The organism is Methylobacterium currus, assembly GCF_003058325.1.
Classification (GTDB): domain Bacteria; phylum Pseudomonadota; class Alphaproteobacteria; order Rhizobiales; family Beijerinckiaceae; genus Methylobacterium; species Methylobacterium currus.
Genome location: NZ_CP028843.1, coordinates 404,040 through 427,308, shown reverse-complemented (window position 1 = coordinate 427,308; position 23,269 = coordinate 404,040). Strand labels below are relative to the sequence as shown.

At 71.9% G+C, this 23,269-nt stretch carries 22 protein-coding genes; 13 read left to right on the top strand and 9 right to left on the bottom strand.

The window, feature by feature from the left end; all coding sequences use genetic code 11:
• Positions 1–98: 98 nt before the first annotated feature.
• The 4 genes from DA075_RS01995 to DA075_RS01980 all read left to right on the top strand — a co-directional run bounded on the left by DA075_RS01995 (position 99) and on the right by DA075_RS01980 (position 3,773).
• Positions 99–971 (top strand): NAD(P)-dependent oxidoreductase, encoded by an 873-nt coding sequence (locus tag DA075_RS01995; RefSeq protein WP_099951783.1) that lies wholly within the window; start codon positions 99–101, stop codon positions 969–971.
• Between the two features lie 16 nt (positions 972–987).
• Positions 988–2,517, top strand: coding sequence for an aldehyde dehydrogenase family protein (locus DA075_RS01990; protein ID WP_099951782.1), 1,530 nt, complete (start codon positions 988–990; stop codon positions 2,515–2,517).
• Between the two features lie 490 nt (positions 2,518–3,007).
• Positions 3,008–3,526, top strand: coding sequence for a hypothetical protein (locus DA075_RS01985; RefSeq protein WP_099951781.1), 519 nt, complete (start codon positions 3,008–3,010; stop codon positions 3,524–3,526).
• Positions 3,527–3,566: 40 nt separating this feature from the next.
• The gene (locus DA075_RS01980; RefSeq protein ID WP_099951780.1) at positions 3,567–3,773 is read left to right on the top strand and encodes a hypothetical protein; all 207 of its coding nucleotides are present in this window, start codon (positions 3,567–3,569) and stop codon (positions 3,771–3,773) included.
• 253 nt (positions 3,774–4,026) lie between these two features.
• Here the strand turns inward: DA075_RS01980 and DA075_RS01975 are convergent, their stop codons facing one another.
• The gene (locus DA075_RS01975; protein ID WP_048429096.1) at positions 4,027–4,221 is read right to left on the bottom strand and encodes a con-10 family general stress protein; all 195 of its coding nucleotides are present in this window, start codon (positions 4,219–4,221) and stop codon (positions 4,027–4,029) included.
• Between the two features lie 290 nt (positions 4,222–4,511).
• On the opposite strand from DA075_RS01975, the gene DA075_RS01970 reads away from it, so the two are divergent.
• From DA075_RS01970 to DA075_RS01955, 4 genes are all read left to right on the top strand, one after another.
• Positions 4,512–4,730, top strand: coding sequence for a hypothetical protein (locus tag DA075_RS01970; protein WP_099951779.1), 219 nt, complete (start codon positions 4,512–4,514; stop codon positions 4,728–4,730).
• A 268-nt stretch (positions 4,731–4,998) separates the two neighbouring features.
• On the top strand, positions 4,999–7,878 hold the full coding sequence (locus DA075_RS01965) for an ABC transporter ATP-binding protein/permease (protein ID WP_244936479.1): 2,880 nt from the start codon (positions 4,999–5,001) through the stop codon (positions 7,876–7,878).
• On the top strand, positions 7,875–8,321 hold the full coding sequence (locus DA075_RS01960; RefSeq protein ID WP_093569017.1) for a Crp/Fnr family transcriptional regulator: 447 nt from the start codon (positions 7,875–7,877) through the stop codon (positions 8,319–8,321). The genes DA075_RS01965 and DA075_RS01960 overlap by 4 nt, the downstream gene beginning before the upstream one ends.
• 65 nt (positions 8,322–8,386) lie before the next feature.
• Positions 8,387–9,148, top strand: a complete 762-nt coding sequence (locus DA075_RS01955; RefSeq protein ID WP_099951777.1) for an SDR family NAD(P)-dependent oxidoreductase — start codon at positions 8,387–8,389, stop codon at positions 9,146–9,148.
• Positions 9,149–9,151: 3 nt separating this feature from the next.
• On the opposite strand, the gene DA075_RS01950 is transcribed toward DA075_RS01955, so the two are convergent.
• The 4 genes from DA075_RS01950 to DA075_RS01935 form a co-directional block, all read right to left on the bottom strand.
• The gene (locus DA075_RS01950; RefSeq protein WP_164712186.1) at positions 9,152–10,474 is read right to left on the bottom strand and encodes a pilus assembly protein TadG-related protein; all 1,323 of its coding nucleotides are present in this window, start codon (positions 10,472–10,474) and stop codon (positions 9,152–9,154) included.
• Between the two features lie 103 nt (positions 10,475–10,577).
• Positions 10,578–11,021 carry a VOC family protein gene (locus DA075_RS01945; RefSeq protein ID WP_099951775.1) on the bottom strand — a complete coding sequence of 148 codons (444 nt, stop codon included), beginning with the start codon at positions 11,019–11,021 and terminating at the stop codon, positions 10,578–10,580.
• Between the two features lie 294 nt (positions 11,022–11,315).
• A complete protein-coding gene (locus DA075_RS01940) occupies positions 11,316–12,314 on the bottom strand; it encodes a fumarylacetoacetate hydrolase family protein (protein ID WP_099951774.1) in 999 nt (332 codons plus the stop codon).
• 184 nt (positions 12,315–12,498) lie between these two features.
• The gene (locus tag DA075_RS01935) at positions 12,499–13,560 is read right to left on the bottom strand and encodes a zinc-binding metallopeptidase family protein (RefSeq protein ID WP_099951773.1); all 1,062 of its coding nucleotides are present in this window, start codon (positions 13,558–13,560) and stop codon (positions 12,499–12,501) included.
• A gap of 277 nt (positions 13,561–13,837) precedes the next feature.
• Here DA075_RS01935 and DA075_RS01930 point away from each other — a divergent pair, with 277 nt between their 5' ends.
• The 3 genes from DA075_RS01930 to DA075_RS01920 all read left to right on the top strand — a co-directional run bounded on the left by DA075_RS01930 (position 13,838) and on the right by DA075_RS01920 (position 18,680).
• A complete protein-coding gene (locus DA075_RS01930) occupies positions 13,838–15,388 on the top strand; it encodes an acetolactate synthase large subunit (protein WP_099951772.1) in 1,551 nt (516 codons plus the stop codon).
• Between the two features lie 126 nt (positions 15,389–15,514).
• Complete coding sequence (locus tag DA075_RS01925; RefSeq protein WP_099951771.1) at positions 15,515–17,917, top strand: putative bifunctional diguanylate cyclase/phosphodiesterase; 2,403 nt, start codon at positions 15,515–15,517, stop codon at positions 17,915–17,917.
• Between the two features lie 118 nt (positions 17,918–18,035).
• Positions 18,036–18,680, top strand: coding sequence for a L,D-transpeptidase (locus DA075_RS01920; RefSeq protein ID WP_099951770.1), 645 nt, complete (start codon positions 18,036–18,038; stop codon positions 18,678–18,680).
• 126 nt (positions 18,681–18,806) lie between these two features.
• On the opposite strand, the gene DA075_RS01915 is transcribed toward DA075_RS01920, so the two are convergent.
• A complete protein-coding gene (locus DA075_RS01915) occupies positions 18,807–19,610 on the bottom strand; it encodes a response regulator (protein ID WP_048446558.1) in 804 nt (267 codons plus the stop codon).
• A 189-nt stretch (positions 19,611–19,799) separates the two neighbouring features.
• On the opposite strand from DA075_RS01915, the gene DA075_RS01910 reads away from it, so the two are divergent.
• Positions 19,800–20,051 carry a NepR family anti-sigma factor gene (locus DA075_RS01910; protein WP_099951769.1) on the top strand — a complete coding sequence of 84 codons (252 nt, stop codon included), beginning with the start codon at positions 19,800–19,802 and terminating at the stop codon, positions 20,049–20,051.
• A 78-nt stretch (positions 20,052–20,129) separates the two neighbouring features.
• Here DA075_RS01910 and DA075_RS01905 read toward each other — a convergent pair whose 3' ends face one another.
• Positions 20,130–20,306, bottom strand: a complete 177-nt coding sequence (locus tag DA075_RS01905; protein WP_048429091.1) for a DUF1328 domain-containing protein — start codon at positions 20,304–20,306, stop codon at positions 20,130–20,132.
• A gap of 200 nt (positions 20,307–20,506) precedes the next feature.
• On the opposite strand from DA075_RS01905, the gene DA075_RS01900 reads away from it, so the two are divergent.
• The gene (locus tag DA075_RS01900; RefSeq protein ID WP_232386554.1) at positions 20,507–20,707 is read left to right on the top strand and encodes a hypothetical protein; all 201 of its coding nucleotides are present in this window, start codon (positions 20,507–20,509) and stop codon (positions 20,705–20,707) included.
• Positions 20,708–20,948: 241 nt separating this feature from the next.
• Here the strand turns inward: DA075_RS01900 and DA075_RS01895 are convergent, their stop codons facing one another.
• A complete protein-coding gene (locus tag DA075_RS01895) occupies positions 20,949–21,152 on the bottom strand; it encodes a hypothetical protein (protein WP_099951768.1) in 204 nt (67 codons plus the stop codon).
• Between the two features lie 334 nt (positions 21,153–21,486).
• The gene (gene recN, locus DA075_RS01890; RefSeq protein WP_099951767.1) at positions 21,487–23,160 is read right to left on the bottom strand and encodes a DNA repair protein RecN; all 1,674 of its coding nucleotides are present in this window, start codon (positions 23,158–23,160) and stop codon (positions 21,487–21,489) included.
• Between the last annotated feature and the right edge of the window lie 109 nt (positions 23,161–23,269).

Genomic DNA, 23,269 nt, shown 5'->3' with positions numbered 1-23,269 from the left:
GCCGGCGTCGTTCCGCTCAACGCCGGCCTGCCTCATTCTTCGGTTCCCAGAAGGCGCCGCGGCACGGATTCCGGCGCCGGTTCCGGGAGACAGCGGATATGCGGACGATCGGCGTCATCGGCTTGGGCCATATGGGCCGGGGCATGGCCCTCTCGCTGCGGCGGCGCGGCTTCGACGTGATGGGGTACGACCCCGCCCCGGCCGCCCGCGAGGCCTCGGCGGCGGACGGCATCGAGATCGTCGACGGGCCGTCCGTCCTCTGGCGGGCCTGCGGCGCGGTGGTGCTGTCGCTGCCCAACCCCGAGGTGGTGGAGGCGGTGCTGCTCGGGCCCGACGGGCCGCTCCAGGGCGCTCGGCCCGGGCTCCTCGTCATCGACACCTCCACCTCGGACCCGGCGGTCACCCGGCGCATCGCGTCGGCCCTCACGCCCGCCGGCATCGACCTCGTCGACGCGCCGGTGAGCGGCGGGCCGAAAGGAGCACACGCCGCGACGCTCACGATGGTGATCGGCGGCAGCGAGCGGGCGGTGGCCCGGGCCGAGCCGGTGCTGGCCGCCATGAGCGCGACCCGGGTCCATGTCGGCGATGTCGGCGCCGGCCACGTCACCAAGCTCGCCAACAACCTGCTCTGCGCCGCCCACCTCATCACGGCCGCCGAGGCGGTGCGGATGGCGAAGGAGGCCGGCGTCGATCCGGAGCGCCTGCTCGCCGGGATCAATGCCGGCTCGGGCCGCAGCGGCGTCACGCAGGTGAACTTCCCGACCTGGGTGCTCAACGGCGCCTTCGATTCCGGCTTCACCATGAAGCTGATGCGCAAGGACGTGCGGCTGGCCGAGAGCCTGATCGGCGCGCTCGGCCTCGACCTGCCGCTCTCGGGAGAGGCCGCCCGGCTGTGGCGCGACAGCGCCGAGATCCCCGACGACGCCGACTTCAACGCCATCGTCACGCTCCAGCTCGACCCGAACGCCTGACCCGGGAGGACCCGCCATGACAGAGACCCGCCCGCAGGCGCTCGCCGCCCTCCTGCGCCCATTCTTCCCCGAGATGACGACCATCGGTTCCTGGGTCGACGGCCGCCTCGTCCCCGGCACCGGCGAGCCGGTGCGGCTCGTCGATCCGGCCACCGGACTCGGCCTCGCCGAGTACCCGGATGCCGGCGCGTCCGTGGTCGCCGAGGCCGCCCGGGCCGCGACCGCCGGCCAGGCGCGGTGGGCGGCGCTCACCGGTGCCGCCCGCGGCCGGGTGATGCAGGAGATCGCACGCAGCATCCGCGCCGAGATCGAGCCCCTCGCCCGCCTGGAGGCGCTGAACGCCGGCAAGCCGATCCGCGATTGCCGCGTCGAGGCGACCAAGGTCGCGGAGATGGTCGAGTACTATGCCGGCTGGGCCGACAAGCTGCACGGCGAGGTGATCCCGGTCCCGACCAGCCACCTCAACTACACGCGCCGCGAGCCCCTCGGCGTGGTCCTGCAGATCACGCCCTGGAACGCCCCGGTCTTCACCTGCGGCTGGCAGCTCGCCCCGGCGCTCGCCGCCGGGAACGCGGTGCTGCTCAAGCCCTCCGAGCTCACCCCCCTGACCTCGCTCGCCGTGGCGGCGCTGGCCGAGCGGGCGGGCCTGCCGCCTGGCGTCGTCAACGTGCTCGCCGGCTACGGCCATACCACCGGCCAGGCTGCGCTCGCCGAGAAGGTGGTGGCGAAGGTGGTCTTCGTCGGCTCGCCGGCGACGGGCGCACGGATCGCGGAGAGCGCCGCGCGCCATCTGAAGCCCTGCCTGCTCGAACTCGGCGGCAAGTCGGCCAACATCGTGTTCGCGGATGCCGACCTGGAGCGGGCCTGCCTCGGCGCGCAAGCCGCGATCTTCGCGGGCGCCGGCCAGTCCTGCGTCGCCGGCTCGCGGCTGCTCGTCGAGCGCCCGGTCTATGAGAGCTTCATCGCCATGCTGGCGGCAGGAGCGAATCGCATCCGCGTCGGCGATCCCCTCGATCCGGAGACCGAGATCGGGCCGATCAACAACGCCGGCCAGTACCGGCACGTGCTGGCGATGATCCGCGGCGGCCTCGGAGAGGGCGCGCGCCTCGCCGCCGGCAGCGACGGCACGCCGGGAGAGGGCGGCTACTACGTGCGCCCGACGATCCTGGCGCAGGCCGATAATTCCATGGACTGCGCCCGGACCGAGATCTTCGGGCCGGTGGTGACGGTGATCCCGTTCGACACGGAAGAGGAGGCGATCGCCATCGCCAACGATTCCGAGTTCGGCCTCGCCGGCGCGGTCTGGACCCGCGACGTCGGCCGCGCCCACCGGGTCGCGGCGTCGGTGCGGGCCGGCACCTTCTGGATCAACGCCTACAAGACCATCCATGTCTCCTCGCCCTTCGGCGGCTCGGGGCGCAGCGGCTACGGGAGGTCCAGCGGCATCGAGGCCCTGCACGAATACACGCAGGTGAAGAGCGTCTGGGTCGAGACCGCGGCCGCCCCCGCCGCATCCTTCGGCTACGCCCCGGGCGTCGGCGCCTGACCTCTCCTGCGGTGCGCCCTGGTCCCCGGCCCGGCTCGCCACGGCGGCGTTCGGGCTCGGCGGGGCAGAGATTTCGGGTGGGACGCGCTAACGCCCGGCCGAGCGCCATGAGGCACCGACTTGGGTTAGACTTGGCCGTTCATGAAAACGGAACCCCAATACAAAAGAACGGGCCGGATCAGGATCCGGCCCGTTGGAAGAGTTTCCGGCCAATGCACAAGGGGAATGCGGGGAGGACCAGGTGGCCGGGTTGCCACATCAACGGGAATCCGCGCGGAATGGTTCCAAGGGTCCGCGCACTGCGATCCTTTTTCGTTGCCTGTGGCGAAATTGCTTCGCTTGAGCGCCGCACCGGTCGGTTAACGGGAGGTTGACGGGGCCGTTCGCATTCGCGGCATGAACTGTCCCGCCGAGGCACGATCGCGGGAACTACTTGCCACGCATCCGCGTTGAAAAAGCATTCTCAAGCTTCGCCGCGAGGGCCACGCGTATGCTCCGCCCGCACTTCTTCCTCGGCATTACGGTTCCGGCCGCGTTCCTCGCCCTGGTCGGGCAACCGCTGATCGAGCATTCCGTCGGGGCGGTCGCCCGCCCGGCCGTCGAGCAGGCGGCGATCAAGGGCGATCGGCTCGCGCCGGTCCGGCCGGCCGCGGCGGTGCAGGTTCCGGTGGCGGTCGAGATCACCGGGCTCGGCGCCGCCAAGATCACTCTGCGCAACGCGGCCGGCGACGTCGTCTACCAGGCCGATTCCACCCGCAACACGACCTTGGTCGCCCGCGACACCGCGCTCCCTCACGTCACCGTGCGCGAGCGCGCCGGCGCCCCGGTGGCACAGCGCGATCCGGCCCCGGCGGGCCAGGCGGTGCGGCGGATGCCGGAGGGTTGCGAAGGCGCGATCAGCGGTCTCGCCGGCCACGAGGCCCGCCGTCTGCTGCCGAGCCGCTGCCTGGCCGATGCCGGCGAGGTCGTGCCGCCCGCCCTCTCCCCGATCCCGGTCGCGACGCTCTGACGGCGCCGCGCGGGATCGCTCGAAACCACCGGACGCCCCCATGATCGACCTACGCGAATACGAGGTGCCCTCGCCTCAGCCGCCGGCCCCGGAACGCGTTCATCGCGACGGCTCCGTCGAGCCCGATGCCGACCGGCTCGCCAGCCTGCTCGCCGGCGTCGCGGCCATGCGGCCGGTCGACGACGTGGTCTGCCTCCACCTGGCGCGCCGCAACCTCCTGGTCACGGCCCGGCCCCGCGCCGCTTGACCGCAACCGCGAACGAGGCACCCCGGCGCGGCAGCGCCCGGGGTGCTTCGTCGTGTCCGATCACCGTCGTGACGGCCCATGCTGATGCGCCGGAGGCGAGGTGATCTCCCTCCGGCGCATGAGTGTGGGTCTCAACGGGCCCGCGGCGCAGAGGCCTGCGGCTCCTGGGCTTGGCGCTTCTGGGCCTGGCGCTCTTGCCGGGGCCCGGTCAGGCGGATCGGTCCGTCGCCGGCCGATGCCGGTCCGGCGAGCCTCACTCGTCGGTGGCGCGACCGCTGCCCGAAGCCTGGCCGCCCTTGCGGCCGGCCGACGAGGCCAGCTCGCGATCCTGCGAGAAGGACCGCTTCTCGGCCGGCACGCTGCGGCCGCCCTTGCTGGCGATCTCGCGCTGCCGCTCCAGATCCATGGATGCGAAGCCGCGCTTCGAGGTCGAATTTCCCGTAGCCATGATTGCCTCCTTGGCCGTGCTCTCAGTCCGGACAACCTTCAGCGCAAATGATGGTTCCTGCCACGCATGCGGTCCGGCGGACTGAAGGTCCCGAATCGGGTCAGTACAGCCGGAGGCCCGAGATCGTCGTGTCGGGGCGGTGACTTGCACTAACAACGCAAGCCCCGATGAAAGCTGGCCGCGCGCGGCCAGCGCGGGGCGGAACCGGTCGGAGAGGCCGGCGTTCGCCCCGGAGAGAGCGGTGGAGCGGCCTGCGGCCGGCCGCCGCACCGTCATCTCCGGAGCAGCCGATGACCAACAAGACCATGGTGAGCCGCGAGGCCGTCGCCCATCCGGAGACGGCGCCTTCGCCGAACCGCACCGCCCCGCCGCCGATGCCGGCCGAGGAAGGCAGCCCGCACCTGACCACGACCGAGGAGCCGGGCGACTCGCCCCAACCCAACCGCCAGTTCGGCGACGAGCCGATCGGCGGCCTGACCACCCGCAAGGAGCATGCCCGCCGGGATTGATCCCGGGGTGATATGCCGGGCTCGGGCCGGCAAGCGCTGACGCAGCCGCGGTTTCCAGTCCCGCTCCAGCCCTCTACACAGGCAGGCGGGATCTGGGGCGCGGGATCTGGGGCGGCGGACCGGCATGAGCGGCGGGGCGGAAGCGGCGGAGCGGACGGGCGGCGGCATAAGCCCTGAAACGGCCCCGGCACTGGGCCGGGTCCCGGCCGTCGAGCGCGGTGACCGCGCGACCGGGCAAGGGCGGGACGAGCAGGGGCGGGACGGGCAAGTGCAGCAGGCGGCCCGGTCCGGCAACGACCCGGAGGCCGCCGACGCGTCGGGCGGCCTCGATCGCAGCCTCTTCCGCTACATCTGGCGCCATTCGAAGCGCGACCAGATCCTGATCTGCGGCGTCGTGCTGGCCTCGCTGCCGCTCTACTTCGCCTCGCTCGACCTGCCGCGGCGCATCGTCAACGAGGCGATCCAGGGCCATGCCTTCGAGAAGGGCAACGAGACCGCCAAGTTCCTGGTGCTGCGGCTCCAGATGCCGGACTGGTTCGGGCACGACATCTCGCTGTTCTCCGGCTTCGACGTCGACCGGTTCGAGCTGCTGTTCGGCCTCTCCTCGATGTTCCTGCTGCTGGTGCTGATCAACGGCGCCTTCAAGTACTGGATCAACGTGGCCAAGGGGGCGCTCGGCGAGCGCATGCTGCGGCGCCTGCGGTTCCAGCTGTTCGCGCTGATCATGCGCTTCTCGCCGGAGGCCCTGCGGCACACCAAGGCCTCCGAGGTCGCCACCATCATCCGCGACGAGGTCGAGCCGATCGGCGGCTTCATCGGCGACGCCTACATCCTGCCGGCCTTCCTGGGCACCCAGGCCGCCACCGCGATGACGTTCATCCTGCTCCAGAACGTCTGGCTCGGGCTGCTGGCCGCCGGCGTCGTGGGGGTGCAGTTCGTGGTGATCCCGCGCCTGCGGCGCGAGTTGCTGCGCCTCGGGCGCCAGCGCCAGCTCGCCTCGCGCCGCCTCGCCGGCCGGGTCGGCGAGGTGGTGGACGGCATCGCGGCGGTGCATTCCAACGGGGCCGAGGCCTGGGAACGGGCCGAGATCGGCCACCGGCTCGGCGGACTGTTCGACCTGCGCCTGCGCATCTACCGGCGCAAGTTCATGGTCAAGTTCCTGAACAACCTGCTCGCGCAGATGACGCCGTTCCTGTTCTACTGCATCGGCGGCTACTTCGCGCTGAAAGGCCAGCTCAGCATCGGCCAGCTCGTGGCGGTCATCGCCGCCTATCGCGACCTGCCGCCGCCCCTGAAGGAACTGATCGACTGGGACCAGCAGCGCCTCGACGTGCAGGTGAAGTACGAGCAGGTGCTGCAGCAATTCCTGCCCGAGCGGCTGATCGGGCTCGACGCGCCCGGCCGCGACGACACCCTGTGCGGCCGCCTCGCCGCCGAGGGCGTCGGCGTCCAGGAGCCGCACGGGCCGGTGCTGGCCAACGTCTCCCTCAGCCTGCCGCTCCCGGCCGTGATCGGCATCGTCAGCGACGGCGGTCCCGCCGCCTCGACCTTCGCCCGGGTGCTGGCGCGGCGGGTGGTGCCGACCTCGGGGCGGATCACCCTGGAGGACCACGACATCGCGGAATGGTCCGGCGCGGCGCTCACCCGGCGCATCGCCTATGCGGGGGTCGATCCGATCCTGTTTCCGGGCTCGCTGCGCGACAACATCGTGTACGGCCTCAACCGCCGCCCGCCCGAGGGTGTCCAAGCCGATGCCAGGGTGCTCGCCGAGGCCCGCCGCACCGGCAACCCGGTCGAGCCGTTCCCGGCCGACTGGATCGACTACGCCCAGGCCGGGGTCGCGGATGCGGGCGCCCTCGACGCCCTGATCCTCGACTGGCTCACCCGCATCGGCATGGGCGAGGAGGTCTACCGCTTCGGCCTCCTCGGCCAGGTCGATCCGGAGCGCCATCCCGACCTCGCCGCCCGGCTGATCGAGGCCCGGATCGCCTTCCGCGAGCGCCTCGCGGCGGAGGGGCGCGCGCATCTCGTCGAGCCGTTCGATCCTGCCCGCTACAACCACCAGGCGACGGTGGCCGAGAACCTGCTGTTCGGCGTGCCGACCACCACCTCGCTCACCGGCCGGGCGCTGGCCGAGCACCCGGTGGTGCGCCTCGTCCTCGACCGCACCGGCCTCACCGACGACCTCGTCACCATGGGCGAGCGGATCGCCGCCACCATGCTGGAGATCTTCCGCGGGCTGCCGAGCGGGCATCCGCTGTTCGAGCAGTTCTCGTTCCTGGCCGCCGACGAATTGCCGGAATACGAGGCGATCCTCGCCCGCCGCACCGCCACCGAGGCGTCCGCCGAGCGCCATGGCGGCGGCGCGCTCAACCGGATCCGGCGGCGCTGGATCGGGCTCGGCCGCTACGGCTCGGCCGATGCGACCCGGCTGATGGCCCTGCCGCTCGCCTATATTCAGCCCCGCCACCGCCTCGGCCTGATCGACGACGCCTTTCGCGACCGGCTGGTCGAGGCGCGGGCGCAGCTGCGCCAGACCTTCGACGAGGCCGGGATGGGAGGGGTCGACTTCTACGATCCCGACCGGGTCTGCGCCGCGGCCCCCTTGCGCGACAACCTGCTGTTCGGCCGCATCAACCAGTCGGTGGCCGACGCCGTCGAGACCGTCACGGCGACCGGCACCGCCCTGGTCCAGGAGATGCGCCTCGCCCCCGCCATCACCCGGGTCGGGCTCGACCACCAGGTCGGACCGGAGGGCCGCTTCCTCTCGGGCGCCCAGCGTGCGGTGGTGAGCCTGATCCGGGCGCTCGTCCGCCGGCCGGACCTCCTCGTCCTCGACGGCGCCCTGTCGCCGATGGGCGAGAACCGCGCCGGCACGGTGCTGGGCCTGCTGCTGGAGCGGTTCGGCCGCGAGAACAGCCTCGTGGTGGTGCTGCCGAACGACCGCGTCGCCGACCGGTTCGCGCTGGTGCTGCGGGCCGCCGGCACACAGATCCACGGGCCGGAGAAGCCCGCGGGAACCGCAGCGTCCCCCGAAGAGACGTCCGCGGGGGCTGGCGCTGCGGCGCCGGCTGCGGCAGTCTCCGGACGCGCCGAGGACGAGACGGGGCCGGAACCGGCGCGCGTCGAGCAGGATGTGAAGGCATGACGCTTGAGACCGAGGTGCAGTCGCTGCGCCAAGTGCCGATGTTCCGCGAGGTGGATCCGGCCCGCCTGAAGCTGCTCGCCTTCACCAGCGAGCGGGTGCATTTCGCCGACGGCCAGCGCTTCTTCGACCGGGGCGACGCCGCCGACGCGGCCTACCTGATCCTGGAGGGGGAGGCGGCGGTCACCCTGGACGGGCCGCAGGGGCCGATCCGCCTGGCGCTGCTCGGCGCCAACGCCCTCGTCGGCGAGATGGGCATCCTGGCCGACCAGCCGCGCTCCGCCACCGTGACCGCGGTGGTGCCGACGACGGCGTTGCGCATCGACCGGCGGGTCTTCCTCGAGCTCCTGAGCCAGTTCCCGCAGATCGCCATCGCGGTGATGCGCGAGCTCGCCCACCGCCTCGAGATGACCAACCAGCAGCTCGCCCAGACGCGGACCGGCTGACGACCACACCCACGAGGCGTGCCCGCCAAAGAGGCATGCCCGGCCATCGATATCGGGGAAGCGCCATGGATCTCGCCGCAGGCCTGAAGGGCCGCCACGTCCTCGTCACCGGGGCCTCGGGCGGCCTCGGGGAGCATTTCGCCCGGCTCTGCGCGCGGTGCGGCGCCGCCGTCACGGTGGCGGCGCGTCGCAAGGAGAAGCTCGACGCCCTGGTGCGGGACGTGAGCGCCGCCGGCGCTCCGCAAGCCCGGGCCGTCGCCCTCGACGTCGCCGACCCGGATTCGGTGACGGCCGCCTTCGCGGCCCTGCACGCCCTGCCGGACGTGGTGGTCAACAATGCCGGCATCGCCGAGGGCGGCGCGGCGATCGACGTCGACATCGCGACCTTCGACCGGGTGATCGACACCAACCTGCGCGGGGTCTGGGCGGTGTCCACCACCGCGGCCCGGGCCTGGCGCGATACCGGCCGCGGCGGCGTGATCGTCAACGTCGCGTCGATCCTCGGCCTGCGGGTCGCCGGCGGGGTCGCGCCCTACACGGTGTCGAAGGCCGGCGTGGTGCAGATGACCCAGGCGCTGGGGCTCGAATGGGCCCGCTACGGCATCCGGGTCAACGCGCTCGCGCCCGGCTATATCGGCACCGACATCAACCGCGACTTCTTCGAGACGCCGCCCGGCCAGGCGATGCTCAAGCGCATCCCGATGCGCCGGCTCGGCCGCCCCGAGGATCTCGACGGCGCCTTCCTGCTGCTCGCCGGCGACGCCTCCGGCTGGATGACCGGGGCGACGCTCCCGGTCGATGGCGGGCATCTCGTGTCGGGGCTGTGATCCTCAGTTGGTCAGCCGGACCTGCGCGAAGGCATTGAACAGCTTTGCCATCGCATCGCCGATCGAGATGGTGCCTCCGGCCTCCATGTAGAGGTCCTTGCTGGTCGCGCAGGCGGTCAGCTGGGACGGGATGTCGTCGCGGCGCGTGCCGCTGCCGCCGACCTGGCTCGGCTGGCCGAGGGTCGCGTTGTAGCCCCAGTCCCAGGTCATCGCCAGGTAGGGCGTGTAGATCACCCCGACCCAGACCGGCAGCTTGGCGGTGCCGCTCGGAACCTTGAGCGGTGCGCATTGCGCCGGGTCGAACGGCGTGACGTAGGCGCGCTTCGGGGTGTCCCAGGTCCAGGACCGGCCCGGATCCGCGACGCCGTCGGTCGCCAGGATCACCAGCTTCTTCGGGCTGGTGACGCCGTCGCCGCTCGTGCCGACCGCCTTGATGAAGTCCGGCATGACGGTATTGAACAGCGTCGCGCCGTCGCTCTCGCCCGAGGCGCTCGGCGCCTTCGGCAGGTTGGCGGCCACCTGCGACAGGTCGCTGGTCAGGTCGAGCACCTTGGTGAGCGTCGTGCTGAACGAGTAGATCGAGATCCGCATCCGCTTGCTGACCGCGTCCTGCTGGCGCAGTGAACCTACAAAATCGAGGATCCCCTGGTTCATCTCGTCCAGGCGCAGGGTGATGCCGTTCGCCTTGGCCCATTGATAGCTGTCCTTGCCGCTGTTCTTGACGGACGCGCCGTCATGGCAGGCGAAGGCGCAGCCCAGATTGGACTGGAGCGCGTTGATGTCGGCGGTCGTCGCCCCCAGGGCCATCGAGCCGGACACGTCGATCAGCAGGTAGACGTCGATCAGCGGCGACAGGTCGACGCCGGCCTTGACGTTGCCGGAATACTGCATCGCCGCAAGGCCGGTGAGGCCCATGAGCGTCGTCTTGGTCGAGGCCGTGTAGCTCCCCGAGACGGTGGCGCTTCGGCCGGTGAGGGTCACGTCGAATTGCGCCTGCGGCGCATTGGCGGCGATCGCGTCGGACGCGAAGCTGGCGAAGGCCTGCGTGGCGGCGGCTATGCCGACCTGCTTGAGCTCCGTGTCGGTCTTCCCCTTGGCATCCGCCGCCTTCACCGCCTGGGCCGCCGCCAGAACCGCGGCGTCGAGGGCTGCATCCAGGCGCGCCTCGTCCTTGCGGGCGCGGGCGTAGTCGAAGGCGGACCCCGCCAGGGTCACGAGCACGAGGCTCGTCAGGGCCGTCAGGATCGCGACGGCGCCCGCGCGGTCGCGCCGGAAAGCCGAGATCGTCCTCGTCAGGCGGCGCGGGTGAAGCAGGGGAGGATGCATGACGGTCGACCGGTGCGGGGCTTCCGTCATCTCACGACAATAATTTCCCGTCAGTAAAATGCGTGCCAGAATGTTAGGGCCATCTGCCGAAACATGCGGCGCCTCAGCCCGCCGGATAGGTAATGAATTCGAGCAGCGATCCGTCCGGATCCCGGAAATAGACGCTGATGCCGTCGCCGACGGCGCCGTGACGCGGCACCGGGCCCATCTCGACCGGCACGCCGTGGCGCTCGAGATGGACCATCGCCTCCTCGATCGGCCCGTGCCAGCGGAAGCAGAGGTCGCTGTTGCCGGGCATCACCGGCACCCGGGCCCGCGGCTCGCCGATCTGGCCCGGCCCGTGGCAGTTCAGCTGGACGCCGCCGAACCGGTAGGCGTAGCCGCGCCCGACCGGGATGACCTCCGCGCCGAGGATGTCCCGGTAGAAGGCGGTGGAGAGCTCCCAGTCCGAGACGTGGATGACGCAGTGGTCGAGATGGATCGCCGGACGAACGATCGTCTCCGGCACCTCGGCCACGCGTTCGGGCAGGATCTCGGTCTCCGGCATCGTCGGTGTTCCATGAGGGTCGGTGTGAGAAAAATCCGGGTCGCGCGCCGGAGGTTCCGCTCCGGCAAGGCCAGACGTTACTGCGCCAGGGCACCACCGGGCCAAAGGATCATTGGGCCAATCGGACCGGCTCGTCCCCCGGGGTGCCGTTTCCGGCCGGCACCGGGACGCTGGAGGAGGCGTAGCCCGCATGGATGACGAGGATGGCGCTACCGCGCGTCCCGGATCGTGCGCACCACCACCACCGTCCAGGGCGCCCGGCACGACCCCGACGGCGTCGCGCCGGCCTACACGTCAGCCGACCACGTCGTGCTCGATCGCCCCGAAGATCGAATGCCCGCTGACATCCTTCATCTCGACCCGCAGGCGGTCGCCAGCCGCGAGATAGGGCGTGCGGACCCAGCCGCCGGTCAGGGCCTCGGCGGCGCGGGCCTCCGCGAGGCAGGCATAGCCGGCGCCGCCCTCGGCGGTGGGGCGGCCGGGGCCGCCATCGATGCCGCGGTTCGAGACCGGGCCGGCACTGATGAGCGTGCCGGCACCGAGCGGCCGGTGCCGCGCCGCCTCCGCCACCAGGGCGACGAGGCTGCTCCCGAGATCGGCGCCGGCATCGGGGCAGCCGAGGGCCTTGCCGTTGCGGCTGACCAGCAGCGGCCGGTGCAGGCTGCCGTCCCGCCAGGCATCCCCCAGCTCGTCGGGCGTCACGACCACCGGCGCGAGGCTCGCGGCCAGCGCCGGCGCCTCCGCACCGTCGAGGTCGAGCCCGTCCGGACGCAGGCGGTCGTGGCGGATCACCTCCGCCACCAGGGTCACCAGCCGGATGGCCGAGCCGGCCGCCGCCGCATCGGCGCCAGGGGCTAAGTCGCCGGTGATCACCGCGACTCCCGCCGAGAGATCGAGGGAGGCCGCTGGATCGTCGAGATCCAGCGCGTCGCGGGGCCCGAGGAACCCGTCGGAGGCGGCGCTGCGCAGCGCTCCCGCCTCGCCGGCTGGCGCCTCGGCGCCCGCGGCCTGGCGCAGCAGCGCCGGGTAGCCCGGCCAGGCGGCGGCGTGCCGGCGGGCATAGGCGCGCGGCAGGGGGGCGGCGCAATCGTGCTCGTGGAAGCGGAACGAGGGCACCGAGCCGTGCTCGAGTTGCTCGGCCAGGGCGTCGAGGGCGGGGGCGAACCGCTCCCACGCGTCGAGGGCCTGCTGCAGGGTCGGTACCACGATGAAGGCGTCGGTGGCGCGGGTCAGGTCGCGCGAGACCACGACGAGGCGGCCGTCGCGGCCGTGCTTGAGGCTGGCGAGCTTCATTCGGCGTCCCTCCTTGGGCCCGCTCGCGCGGGCTTCCGTGCCTGCCGATGGCAGGCGGGCGGCCCGATTCGTCGGGCACGTTGCCCCATCATGGACCGCCCCGGCCGTGGACGCTACGGCCGGGCGGCAAAACCGCCCGGTGCCGAGACGGCGAGGAGGGCGCCCTTACGTCAGATCGTTCCCGTCAGATCGTTCCATGCACGAGGCCGTGGATGAAGCCGAGCTTGCCGATCACCGGCGGCGCCAGCACGAAGGGGTAGAGGTCGCCCTGGCCCATCGCCCGGTTGACGCTGTTGAGGGCGAAGACGAAGGGCAGCCAGGCCGCAACGATCTGCTCGATGCTCTGCGCCTCGTAAGGATCGAAGTCGATCCGCGCCGCCAGCTCGCCGCCCGCGTCGAGGAGCGGATGGACCTGCATGCCGAAGGCGCTCGCCATCTCCAGCGTGTCGACGATGTGCAGGTAATGCGCCCAGGTCTCGGCGAAGTCCTCCCACGGATGGGTGGTGGCGTAGGCCGAGACGTAGTTCTCCTGCCAGTTGGCCGGCGTGCCCTGCTCGTAGTGGCGCTGGAGCGCCGCGTTGTAATCCTGCGAATCGTCGCCGAACACCGCCCGGCAGGCCTCGAGCCGGCCGGCGTCGCGGACCAGCAGGTCCCAGTAATGGTGCCCGACCTCGTGACGGAAATGCCCGAGCAGGGTGCGGTAGGGCTCGCCCATCTCGCGCCGGCGCTTCTCGCGCTCGGCATCGTCGGCCTCGACCAGCGCGATGGTGATGACGCCGTTGTCGTGGCCGGTCATCACCTTCGGGCCCTGGTTCTCCGGCGGGTCGGCCAGGAAGTGGAAGATCAGCCCGTGCTCGGGATCCTCGGCGCGGGTCTTCAGCGGCAGGTTCCAGCGCAGGAGGCTGTAGAACAGCCGGTGCTTGGCGAATTCCATCTCGCGCCACCTGGCGAGATGTTCGGGGTTCGACACGTCCGGGATGGTGCCGTTGTGGCGGCAGGCGAGGCAGAAGGCGTCGCCCGATCCCGGCGGCACCAGCCAGTTGCAGGCATCATGCACCGCGTTGGCGCAGAACCGGCTCGGCCGGTCGCGGGCGGCGAGCGGGGTCCAGTCGTCAGCCCCGGCGGGCTCCAGCGCCGAGAGCGTCCGCGTCTCGGGCAGGTAGGCGAGGCGATGGCCGCAGCGCTCGCAGGTCCGGTTCTCGAAATACAGGATGTTGCCGCAGGACTGGCACTGGAACAGCTTCATCGGACATCTCCACCGGGCGCGAGCGCCCGCCGCACGGTGCAACGAACGTGCTAGGGGTGCGCGGGTTGCGGTACCCTGCCGAAGGAAGATCCCCCACGGCGTTGCGCGGCGCCAGCGGGACCGCCGCTCCGTCGAGTGGCCCCCTCGGGTCCGGGAAGCGCTCAAGATTCAAGGCCACCCATGCCCCCGGCGCCCTCACAAGCCGGCGCGAAATCCCCTATCACCGGACCGGAAACCCGAACCGGGCCGACAGATGCCCGCGCGAGAGGAGATGCCGATGGCGATGAACGGGGCCGAGAGCCTGGTGCGCACCCTGGTGGCGGGAGGCGTCGAGGTGTGCTTCACCAATCCGGGCACCTCGGAGATGCACTTCGTCGCCGCCCTCGACCGGGTCGAGGGGATGCGGGCGGTCCTGTGCCTGTTCGAGGGCGGCGCCACGGGGGCCGCCGACGGCTATGCCCGCATGGCCGACAAGCCGGCCTCGACGCTGCTCCATCTCGGGCCCGGCCTCGGCAACGGCATCGCCAACCTGCACAATGCGCGCCGCGCCCGCTCTCCCGTCGTCAACATCGTGGGCGAGCACGCCACCTATCACCGCACCTTCGATGCGCCGCTGACCTCCGACATCGAGGGGCTGGCCGGCCCGGTCTCGGCCTGGGTGCGCACGGGACTGAGCGCCAAGGCCGTGGCGGCGGACGGGGCGGATGCGGTCGTCGCCGCCCGCACGGCGCCCGGGGGCGTCGCCACCCTGATCCTGCCCGCCGACACCGCCTGGGAGGAGGGCTCCGGCATCGCGCCCCTGCCGGCGATCCCCGAGCGCCCGCGGGCGAGCGACGAGGCGATCGCCCACGCGGTCGCGGCGCTCCGCAGCGGCGAGCCGGTGCTCTTGCATCTCGGCGACCGGGCGGTGCGCGACGAGGGCCGTCGCATCGCCGCCCGCATCGCGGAGAAGACCGGCGCCAAGCTGCTCGCCATGACGTCGAATGCCCGTATCGACCGCGGCGCCGGCTCGGTGCCGATCGAGCGCCTGCCCTATCCGGTCGATCCGGCCCGCGAGGTGCTGGCACCCTACAAGCACGTGATCCTCATCGGCGCGACGCTCCCGGTGGCGTTCTTCGCCTATCCGGGCAAGCCGAGCGCCCTCGCCCCGCCGACCTGCGACGTCTTCGCCCTCGCGACCCCCGAGCAGGACCAGATCGACGCCCTGGAGCGCCTGGCCGAGGCGGTCGGCGCCCCCGCCGACGCGCCGCTGCCGCCGCTCGCCCGCCCCGACCTGCCGACGGCAGGCCCCCTCGACCAGGACGCGATCGGGCGGGTGCTCGGCGCCCTGATCCCCGAGGGCGCGATCATCTGCGACGAGTCGGTGACGACCGGACGCAACTTCTTTCCCGCCACCCATGCGGCGGCCCCCCATACCTGGCTCCAGCTCACCGGCGGCTCGATCGGGCTCGGCATCCCGATGGCGACCGGCGCCGCGGTGGCCTGCCCGGACCGCAAGGTGATCTCGCTCCAGGCCGATGGCAGCGCGCTCTACACCGCGCAGGCGTTGTGGACCCAGGCGCGCGAGCGCCTCGACGTGGTGACGCTGATCTGGGCGAACCGCTCCTACGCGATCCTGCGCCACGAGCTGACCAATGTCGGCGCCAATCCGGGCCGCAAGGCGATCGACATGCTGACCCTCGACGATCCGCCGATCGACTGGGTGAGCCTCGCGCGGGGCTACGGCGTCGAGGCGCGCCGGGTCGAGACCCTGGCCCAGCTCGTCGATACCCTCACGGGGGCGCTCGCCCGGCGCGGCCCGTTCCTGATTGAAGTCGCTCTAGGGTAGCCGCCGCACCGACGCAGAGTTAGCGCCCCGCCCAGGCCGATCTCTTCAAGAATCCGGCTGACTTTAACCTTTCGGAAGACTCGCGAGGTCTACCGTCGCGAGGATGCGGCGGGCGGATCGGATCGGATGGGCGGGAACGCGAAGAGCGACGGCACCCTGGGGCTGCTGTACCGCTGGCGTGCCGCCCGGGCCACCGCCGGCGGGCTGCCCACCTACGAGGACCTGGTCCTCGGCAATCTCGGCCGCATGGCCAGCCGGGCCGCCCTGGTGGGCGGGCCGCCCGATCACCCCCGCCTGCTCTGGATCGGGGAGGCGTTCGAGGGCTGGCTCGGCCGCGCGGGGGCAGGTCTCGCCATCGACGACCTGCCGGGCGACCTCGCGCATTCCCTGCGCGAGGTCATCGGCGACGCGCTCGCCGCGGCCGAGCCGGTCCGGGCGCCCTGCGCCCGTGTGGCGGGCGGCGTTGCCTACACCACCGGGATGCTCGGCCTGCCTCTCGCGACCCGGGAGAGCGGGCACCTGGTGCTGCTGTGCCTCGCCGGCGAGACCGCGCGGACGAACCTCCTCAGGACCCTGTTCCGCTCGACCCGGCAGGGCATGGTGGCCGCCTCGGCCCTGCGCGACGCGAGCGGTGCGGTGCGGGATTTCCGGATCCTCGCCCTCAACGCTGCCGCGGCCACGATGCTGCGCGCCACCGTCGAGACGGCGCAGTGGCAGCGCCTGACCGTGTTGCTGCCGCATCTGCGGGGCTCGGCCGTGCTGGAGCGCCTGGTGGCCGCCCTCGAGGGCACGACGAGCAGCTTCGAGGGCTCCTATCCGCGGCCCGACGGGAGCGTGCTGCACCTGCGCATCGAGATCGCGGCGATCGGCGAATTGCTCGGCGTCACCCTCACCGATATCGGCGACCTGAAGGCGCGGGAGGCCTCGGCCCGGCTGCTGTTCGAGCACAACCCGGTGCCGATGTGGCTCGCGGGCGAGGACGGTGCGGTGCTGGCGGTGAACGACGCGGCCACCCGCCATTACGGCTTCCCGCGCGAGGACTTCCTGGGGCTCTCGGCCGGCGACCTCGTCGCACCAGAGGCCCCGGAGACCTTCGCCCCGGGCCCCTCCCAGCGCCATCGCCGCCGGGACGGCAGCCTGATCGATGTCGAGGTCTTCTCGGGCCCGATCCCGTTCGAGGGCCTGAGCGCCACCCTGACCGCCTGCGTCGACGTGACCGAGCAGCGCCGGGCCGAGCAGCGCATCGCCCACATGGCCCTTCACGACGCCCTGACCGGGCTGCCGAACCGGGTCCTGTTCCACCGGCGGCTGGCCGAGGCGATGGCGGCGGGCACCCGCCTCGGCCTGCTCTGCCTCGACCTCGATCATTTCAAGCTCGTCAACGACACCCTCGGCCACCCGGCCGGCGACGCGCTGCTGCGCCAGGTCGCCGAGCGCCTGCGCGCCTGCCTCGACGCCGACGGGCTGGTGGCGCGGCTCGGCGGCGACGAGTTCGCGGTCCTCAGGCCTGCCGGGCGGGACGCGGTGCTCGGCCTCGCCGACCGGATCATCGCCGCCCTCGGCCGGCCCTTCGCGCTCGAGGGCCAGGACGTCACGATCGGGGTCAGCATCGGCATCGCGCTCGCGCCCGAGCACGGCGACGACCCCGACGCGCTCCTGCGCAAGGCCGACACGGCCCTCTACGCCGCCAAGGCCGACGGACGGCGCACGCGGCGCCTGTTCGAGCCCGCCATGGACGCGGCGCTGCAGAGCCGCCGCGCCCTCGAGCGCGACCTGCGCGCGGCCATCGCCGCCGAGTCGCTGGAGGTCCATTACCAGCCCCTCGTCGCCACGGGCAGCCTCGCGGTGACGGGGTGCGAGGCGCTCCTGCGCTGGCGCCATCCGGAGCGGGGCTTCGTCTCGCCGGGAGAGTTCATCCCGGTCGCGGAGGAGACCGGGATGATCGCAACCTTGGGCGAATGGGTGCTGCGGCGAGCCTGCCGGGAGGCCGCCGGCTGGCCGGAGGCCGTGCGGGTCGCCGTCAATCTCTCGCCGGCACAGTTCCGCACCCCCGACCTCGTCGGCACCGTGGCGCGGGTGCTCACCGAGTCGGGCCTCGACCCGGCGCGGCTCGAACTCGAGATCACCGAGCAGGTGATGCTGGAGGAGAGCACCGCCAACATCGCGGTGCTGCACCGGCTGCGCGGTCTCGGGCTGCGCATCGCCATCGACGATTTCGGCACCGGCTACGCGTCCCTGAGCTACCTGCGGGCCTTCCCGTTCGACAAGATCAAGATCGACCGCTCGTTCACCGCGGCGCTGGGCCGCGAAGCCACGGCCGGCGCGATCGTGCAGGCGGTGATCGGGCTCGGCGCCAGCCTCGGCATCACCACCTTGGCGGAGGGCGTCGAGACCGCGGCGCAGCTCACCGCCCTGCACCGCAGCGGCTGCGACGAGGTGCAGGGCTTCCTGTTCAGCCGGCCGGTGCCGGCGGAGGAGATCCGGCGACTGGTCGCGGCCTCCACGGTGCCCTGGGTGGCCGCGGCCTGAGGCGCGTGCCTGATTTTCGCCGCCGGGTTTCTCCGGCGTTGCGTCCGGGAGGACACAACCTGTGCGACCCGGAGCGGCTAGGCATGGGACGACACCCCTGCCGAAAGGTCACGCCCGCATGCTCCCGCGCCGTCTCGTCCTCGCCCTCCTCGCCGGGCTGCCGCTCGCGGCCTGCAATGCCCGCGGGCCCGCGAACGTCGCCGCGGTGGATCCGGACGCGGCCTGGTACATCGGCAGCATGCCCGACCAGCCCTACGACGTGCCGCTGGTCGACCGCAGCCGGATGGATCCGAAATACCGGCGCCAGACCGTCGCCTATACGGGCCTGGAGAAGCCCGGCACCGTCGTGGTCGATATCGACGAGCGCTTCCTCTACCTCGTGCAGGAGGGCGGGCAGGCGCTCCGCTACGGCGTCGGCGTCGGCAAGCTCGGCTTCTCGTGGAAGGGCACCGCCACGGTCGGCCGCAAGGGCGTCTGGCCCGACTGGGGGCCGACCGCCAAGATGGTCAGCCTCAACCCCGACCTGCCGCGCCTGCGCAAGGGCGGCCTCGACAACCCGCTGGGTGCCCGCGCCCTCTACCTCTACCAGGGCGGCCGCGACATCCTGTTCCGCATCCACGGCACCAACGAGCCCTGGAGCATCGGCGAGCAGATGTCCTCGGGCTGCGTGCGCATGCTCAACGAGGACGTGGTCGATCTCTACAATCGCGTGCCGGTCGGCACGACCGTGCTGGTGAAGCGGCACGGGAAGTACCGGGCGTAGCCTAGTGGGGGTCGCCAGGCCTCCGGCGACGCGAAGGCGGGCGGTTCGCCGGAACGACGAGGCCCCGGCACCCGCCATGGGCGGGCCCGGGGCCTCCTGTCTCGGATCGCGCGCCGTGGGGCGGCCTCAGGCGCTCGCGCGGGCCTCGCGGCGGCGGGCGCTCTGCTGGAAGAACAAAGCCTGGCTGATCACCGCCGAGACGTTGGCGGGCTGGAACGGCTTGGCGATGAGGAAGGCCGGCTCGGGCCGCTCGCCGGTGAGGAAGCGCTCCGGATAGGCGGTGATGAAGATCACCGGCACCTCGAACGACTTCAGGAGGTCGTTGACCGCGTCGAGGCCCGAGGACCCGTCGGCGAGCTGGATGTCGGCGAGGATCAGGCCGGGGCGCTTGGTCGAGGCGAGCTTGACCGCCTCGGTGCGGGTGCGGGCGACGCCCGTGACGTTGTGGCCGAGGCCCTCCACCAGGGCCTCGAGATCCATGGCGATCAGCGGCTCGTCCTCGATGATGAGGATCTCGGTCGCCATGTCGGCGGCGAGCTCGCGGCCGGCCTCGTCGACGAGGTCGCGGACCTCCGAGACGTCGACGCCCAGGATCGTGGCGGCGTCCTCCTCGGAGAAGCCTTCGAGGCAGGAGAGCAGGAAGGCCTGGCGCGGCAGCGGGGTGATCTGGCCCAGCCGCACTTCGGCCGGCAGGTCATGCTGCGCCTGCTCGGTCTGGCCGTTGACGGAGAGCGAGTTCCAGATCCGGGTGAAGACGCGGAACAGGTCGGCCTTGACGTTGGTGCTGCGCCCGAGAGTCTCGGGCTCGTTCACGAGCGTCTCGAGCGTCGCGGCCACGTAGGCATCGCCGGCCACCTGGCTGCCCGTGAGGGCGCGCGCGTAGCGGCGCAGGTAAGGCAGGTGCTGCACCACGAGTTGTGCTGTCGACATTCATGTCCCCTTGGTGTTGTCGTTCGCGCGTCGGCCCTCACGCCACAACGCCGCAAAGGCGCGTTCGTTCCGGACCGGAGCGGAACTGACTGCGCTGGCGTGCGTTGTCGCCGCAAGCGCGCGACCCGGCATACCGGGCGCCATGGCATCGCCCTGTCCGCGTGTCCAGGACGGGCGAAGGGGAACGGTATGATCGAAGGCAAGGGGATGCAGGGCCCGCGGGCGCCCCGGCAAGAGGACGATCCCGCGGATGACCCTGCCGCCGGGCCCGAGCAGCCCGCCCTCGACCGCAGCGTCCAGGGGCGCATCGGCTCGCACCTGCGTGCGATGTATGACGAGCTGATGCAGCAGCCTATTCCCGACCGATTCGTCGATCTCATCGCCGAGCTCGAGCGCAGCGCGGCCCGGGAGGCACCCGAGGGGCCGCCGACCGAGTCGTGACGGAGGCCGCCTCGCAGTGACGCCGCCCCTCGTGGGAGGGACGGCGCAAAGTCATCGTGAGGACGTCGTCGGCCGACGTCAGAGCGTCGGCGAGCGGCCCCGCATCAGGCCGACCACGGCCGAAATGGCGAACAGCACGACGGCGACGAAGAAAATGAGCTTGGCGGCCTCGACCGCGGTGCCGGCGATGCCGCCGAACCCGAACAGCGCGGCGACCAGGGCCACGACGAGGAAAGTGACAGCCCAACCCAGCATGGCGAGACCCTCTGTTATCTGATTCTCTCGGCCCTCGGCCGATCGTGAGCAGACAACGTCAAGCATGACCTTGGGTTCCGCTTTGTCGCAGGTAGCGCAATCGGGTCGGGCACCCCACATTCCTGATACGGCCGGGGAGCGGCCGGGCGGAACTCCGGTTTCGCGCCACACGTTCTCACCGGCGTCTGGATGGAGGCTTGATGATGATCCGTTCCAATGCCCTGCGTGCCGGCCTCGTGCTGCTCGCCCTGCTGGCGGGTCTTCTCACGGCCTCGCCGATGGTGGTCGCCGGGGTGATCGCGGCGCTCGGTCTCGCGGGTGCTCTCGCGCTCGCCGGTGGGCGGGCCCAGCAGGCGCCGGTCCTCGTTCCGGTGCGGGTGCGCGACCGCCGGCGTCGCTGAGCCGCCCTCCCCTGCCGGTCCCTCACGGGACCGGGTGCCGGTCCCTCACGGGACCGGGTGCCGGTCCCTCACGGGACCGGGTGCCGGTCCCTCACGGGACCGGGTGCCGGTCCCTCACGGGACCGGACCAAGGAGAGCCATACCAAAGGGGGCGGGACCGCGACGGTCCGCTTCCTCGCCTTCCGCTCCGCCATCCGGCGGAGCGTTCCACGCTCACCATCGATATCAGGGCGATCGCCCGTCAGCGCTGGCGCTGCATCTCGCGCTCGCGATGCCGCAGGCGCAGCAACAGGTCGACCTGATCGAGGGGGATGGGTTGGCCGTCCACCGTGCGTTCGTAGAGCGATCGCAACGTCCGCCCGAGCCGATGCTGCGCTTCGACGCAGATGGCCGGCAGGACCGGATCCTGGACGGTCTCCCGGGACGCACTCACTTCCTGCTTCATGGGACCACCGGCCCTGTGCCATTGCACGAATCCGAGGGAAGGCTGACCCGTGCCGAGATGAAGCAGTCTCCCCGGGCATGGTAAACAAACCGTTAAAATTTGTTCTTTGTTCACCATGTCGGCGGCGCTGATGGACGCCTCGCGAATCACCCCGAGAGCTTAACCGTACAGTAATACCGCCGCGCTTTCGAACTGGCTCGTTCGAAGGCGCTGGCTAAGCCCGAACGGGCGCTGGCGCCGATGCGCCGGACGCCTTCGCATCGACACGTCGATGCGAAGGCGCGATGGCATGATGTCTGTCGGGAGGCGTGACGCCTTCGGACGGAGCCGCGCGTCAGGCCGACGCTGCCTGGAGCAGCCGGGCCGCGGCGGCGCGGGCCTCCTCGGTCACCGTCGCGCCGGCCAGCATGCGGGCGATCTCCTCCTGGCGCGGCATCGCCGCGAGAGGCTTGACCCGCGTGGCGACCCGGTCGGACCCCTTCACCGCTTCCTTGGCGATCAGGAAATGCGTCGAGGCGCGGGCGGCGACCTGCGGCGCATGGGTCACCGCGACGGTCTGGACCCGGGCCGAGAGCCGGGCGAGGCGGGCGCCGATCGCGTCCGCCACCGCGCCGCCGACACCGGTATCGATCTCGTCGAAGATCAGCGTCGGGGCCGACCCCTTGTCGGCCAGCACGACCTTGAGGGCGAGCATGAACCGCGACAGCTCGCCGCCCGACGCCACCTTCATCATCGGGCCGGGCCGGGTGCCCGGGTTGGTCTGGGCCCAGAACTCGACCCGGTCGAGGCCGGCCGGATCACGAGCCTCCGGATCGGTGGCGATCTCGGTGATGAAGCGGGCGCGCTCCAGCTTCAGCGGCGGCAACTCGGCCTGCACTGCCTTGTCGAGGGCGGCCGCCGCCTTGCGCCGTCCCTTGCTCAAGGCGCCCGCCTTCTCGAGATAGGCCGCGTCGGCGCTGGCGAGATCGGCCTCCAGCCTGCCGAGAGCCTCCTCGCCGGCATCGATCACCGCCACGTCGCCTTCGTAGCGCTCGCGCAAGGCCGCGAGGTCGTCGACCGCGACATTGTACTTTCGTGCCGCGGCGCGCAGGCCGAACAGGCGCTCCTCGACCCGCTCCAGCTCGCGCGGATCGAACTCCGCCGCCTGCAGGGCGTCCTCCAGGCTGGTGCGGGCCTCGTCGAGGGCGACGAGGGCGTTGTCGAGGGCATTGATGCTGGGCTCGACGAGGCCCGGCGCCTGGGCCGCCCGCCGTTCGAGCTTGCGGAGCGCCGCCGAGAGATGGGCTGTGGGCGAGCCCTGGCCGGCAACGGCGTCGAGGGCCTCGTTGAGTTCGCGGGCGACCTTCTCGCCCTGCTGCATCATGGTGCGGCGCTCGGCGAGCTCGGTCTCCTCACCGGCCTTCGGATCGAGGGCGGCCAGCTCCTCGACGGCATGGCGCAGGAAATCGACCTCCTTGCGGGCGGCCTCGACCCGGGCGCGATGCTCGTTGAGGGCGTTGCGGGCCTGGCGCACCCGGCGCGCACTGTCCGCCACTGCGGCCTGACGGCTTCCCAGACCCCCGAAGGCGTCGAGGATCGCCCGGTGCGTGGTGGAATCCGAGAGCGCCCGGTCGTCGTGCTGGCCGTGGATCTCGACGAGGGCCGCCCCGATGGCGCGCAGGACCTGCACGCCGACCGGCTGGTCGTTGACGAAGGCGCGGGTGCGGCCGTCCGCGACCTGGACCCGGCGCAGGATCAGGTCGCCCTCGGTGTCGATCTCGGCGGCGGCCGCGAGCGCCCGGGCCGGATGATCGGCGGGCACGTCGAACACCGCCGTGACCTGGCCTTGCGCCTCGCCCTGGCGCACCAGGCGCCCGTCGCCGCGCCCGCCCAGCGCCAGGGTGAAGGCATCGAGGAGGATCGACTTGCCGGCGCCGGTCTCCCCGGTCAGGACGCTCAGGCCTTCGCGAAAGTTCAGCTCGAGCTTATCGATCAGGACGATGTCGCGGATCGCGAGCTGAACCAGCATGCCACCCTTGCCGGGACGTGGAGGAGGAGATCGGGCGGGTATCTACAGCCGAACGGGCCGCGGCGCGAGTGCGCGCCACGGCCGCATGCCTGTGCTTTGATCCGCGAGG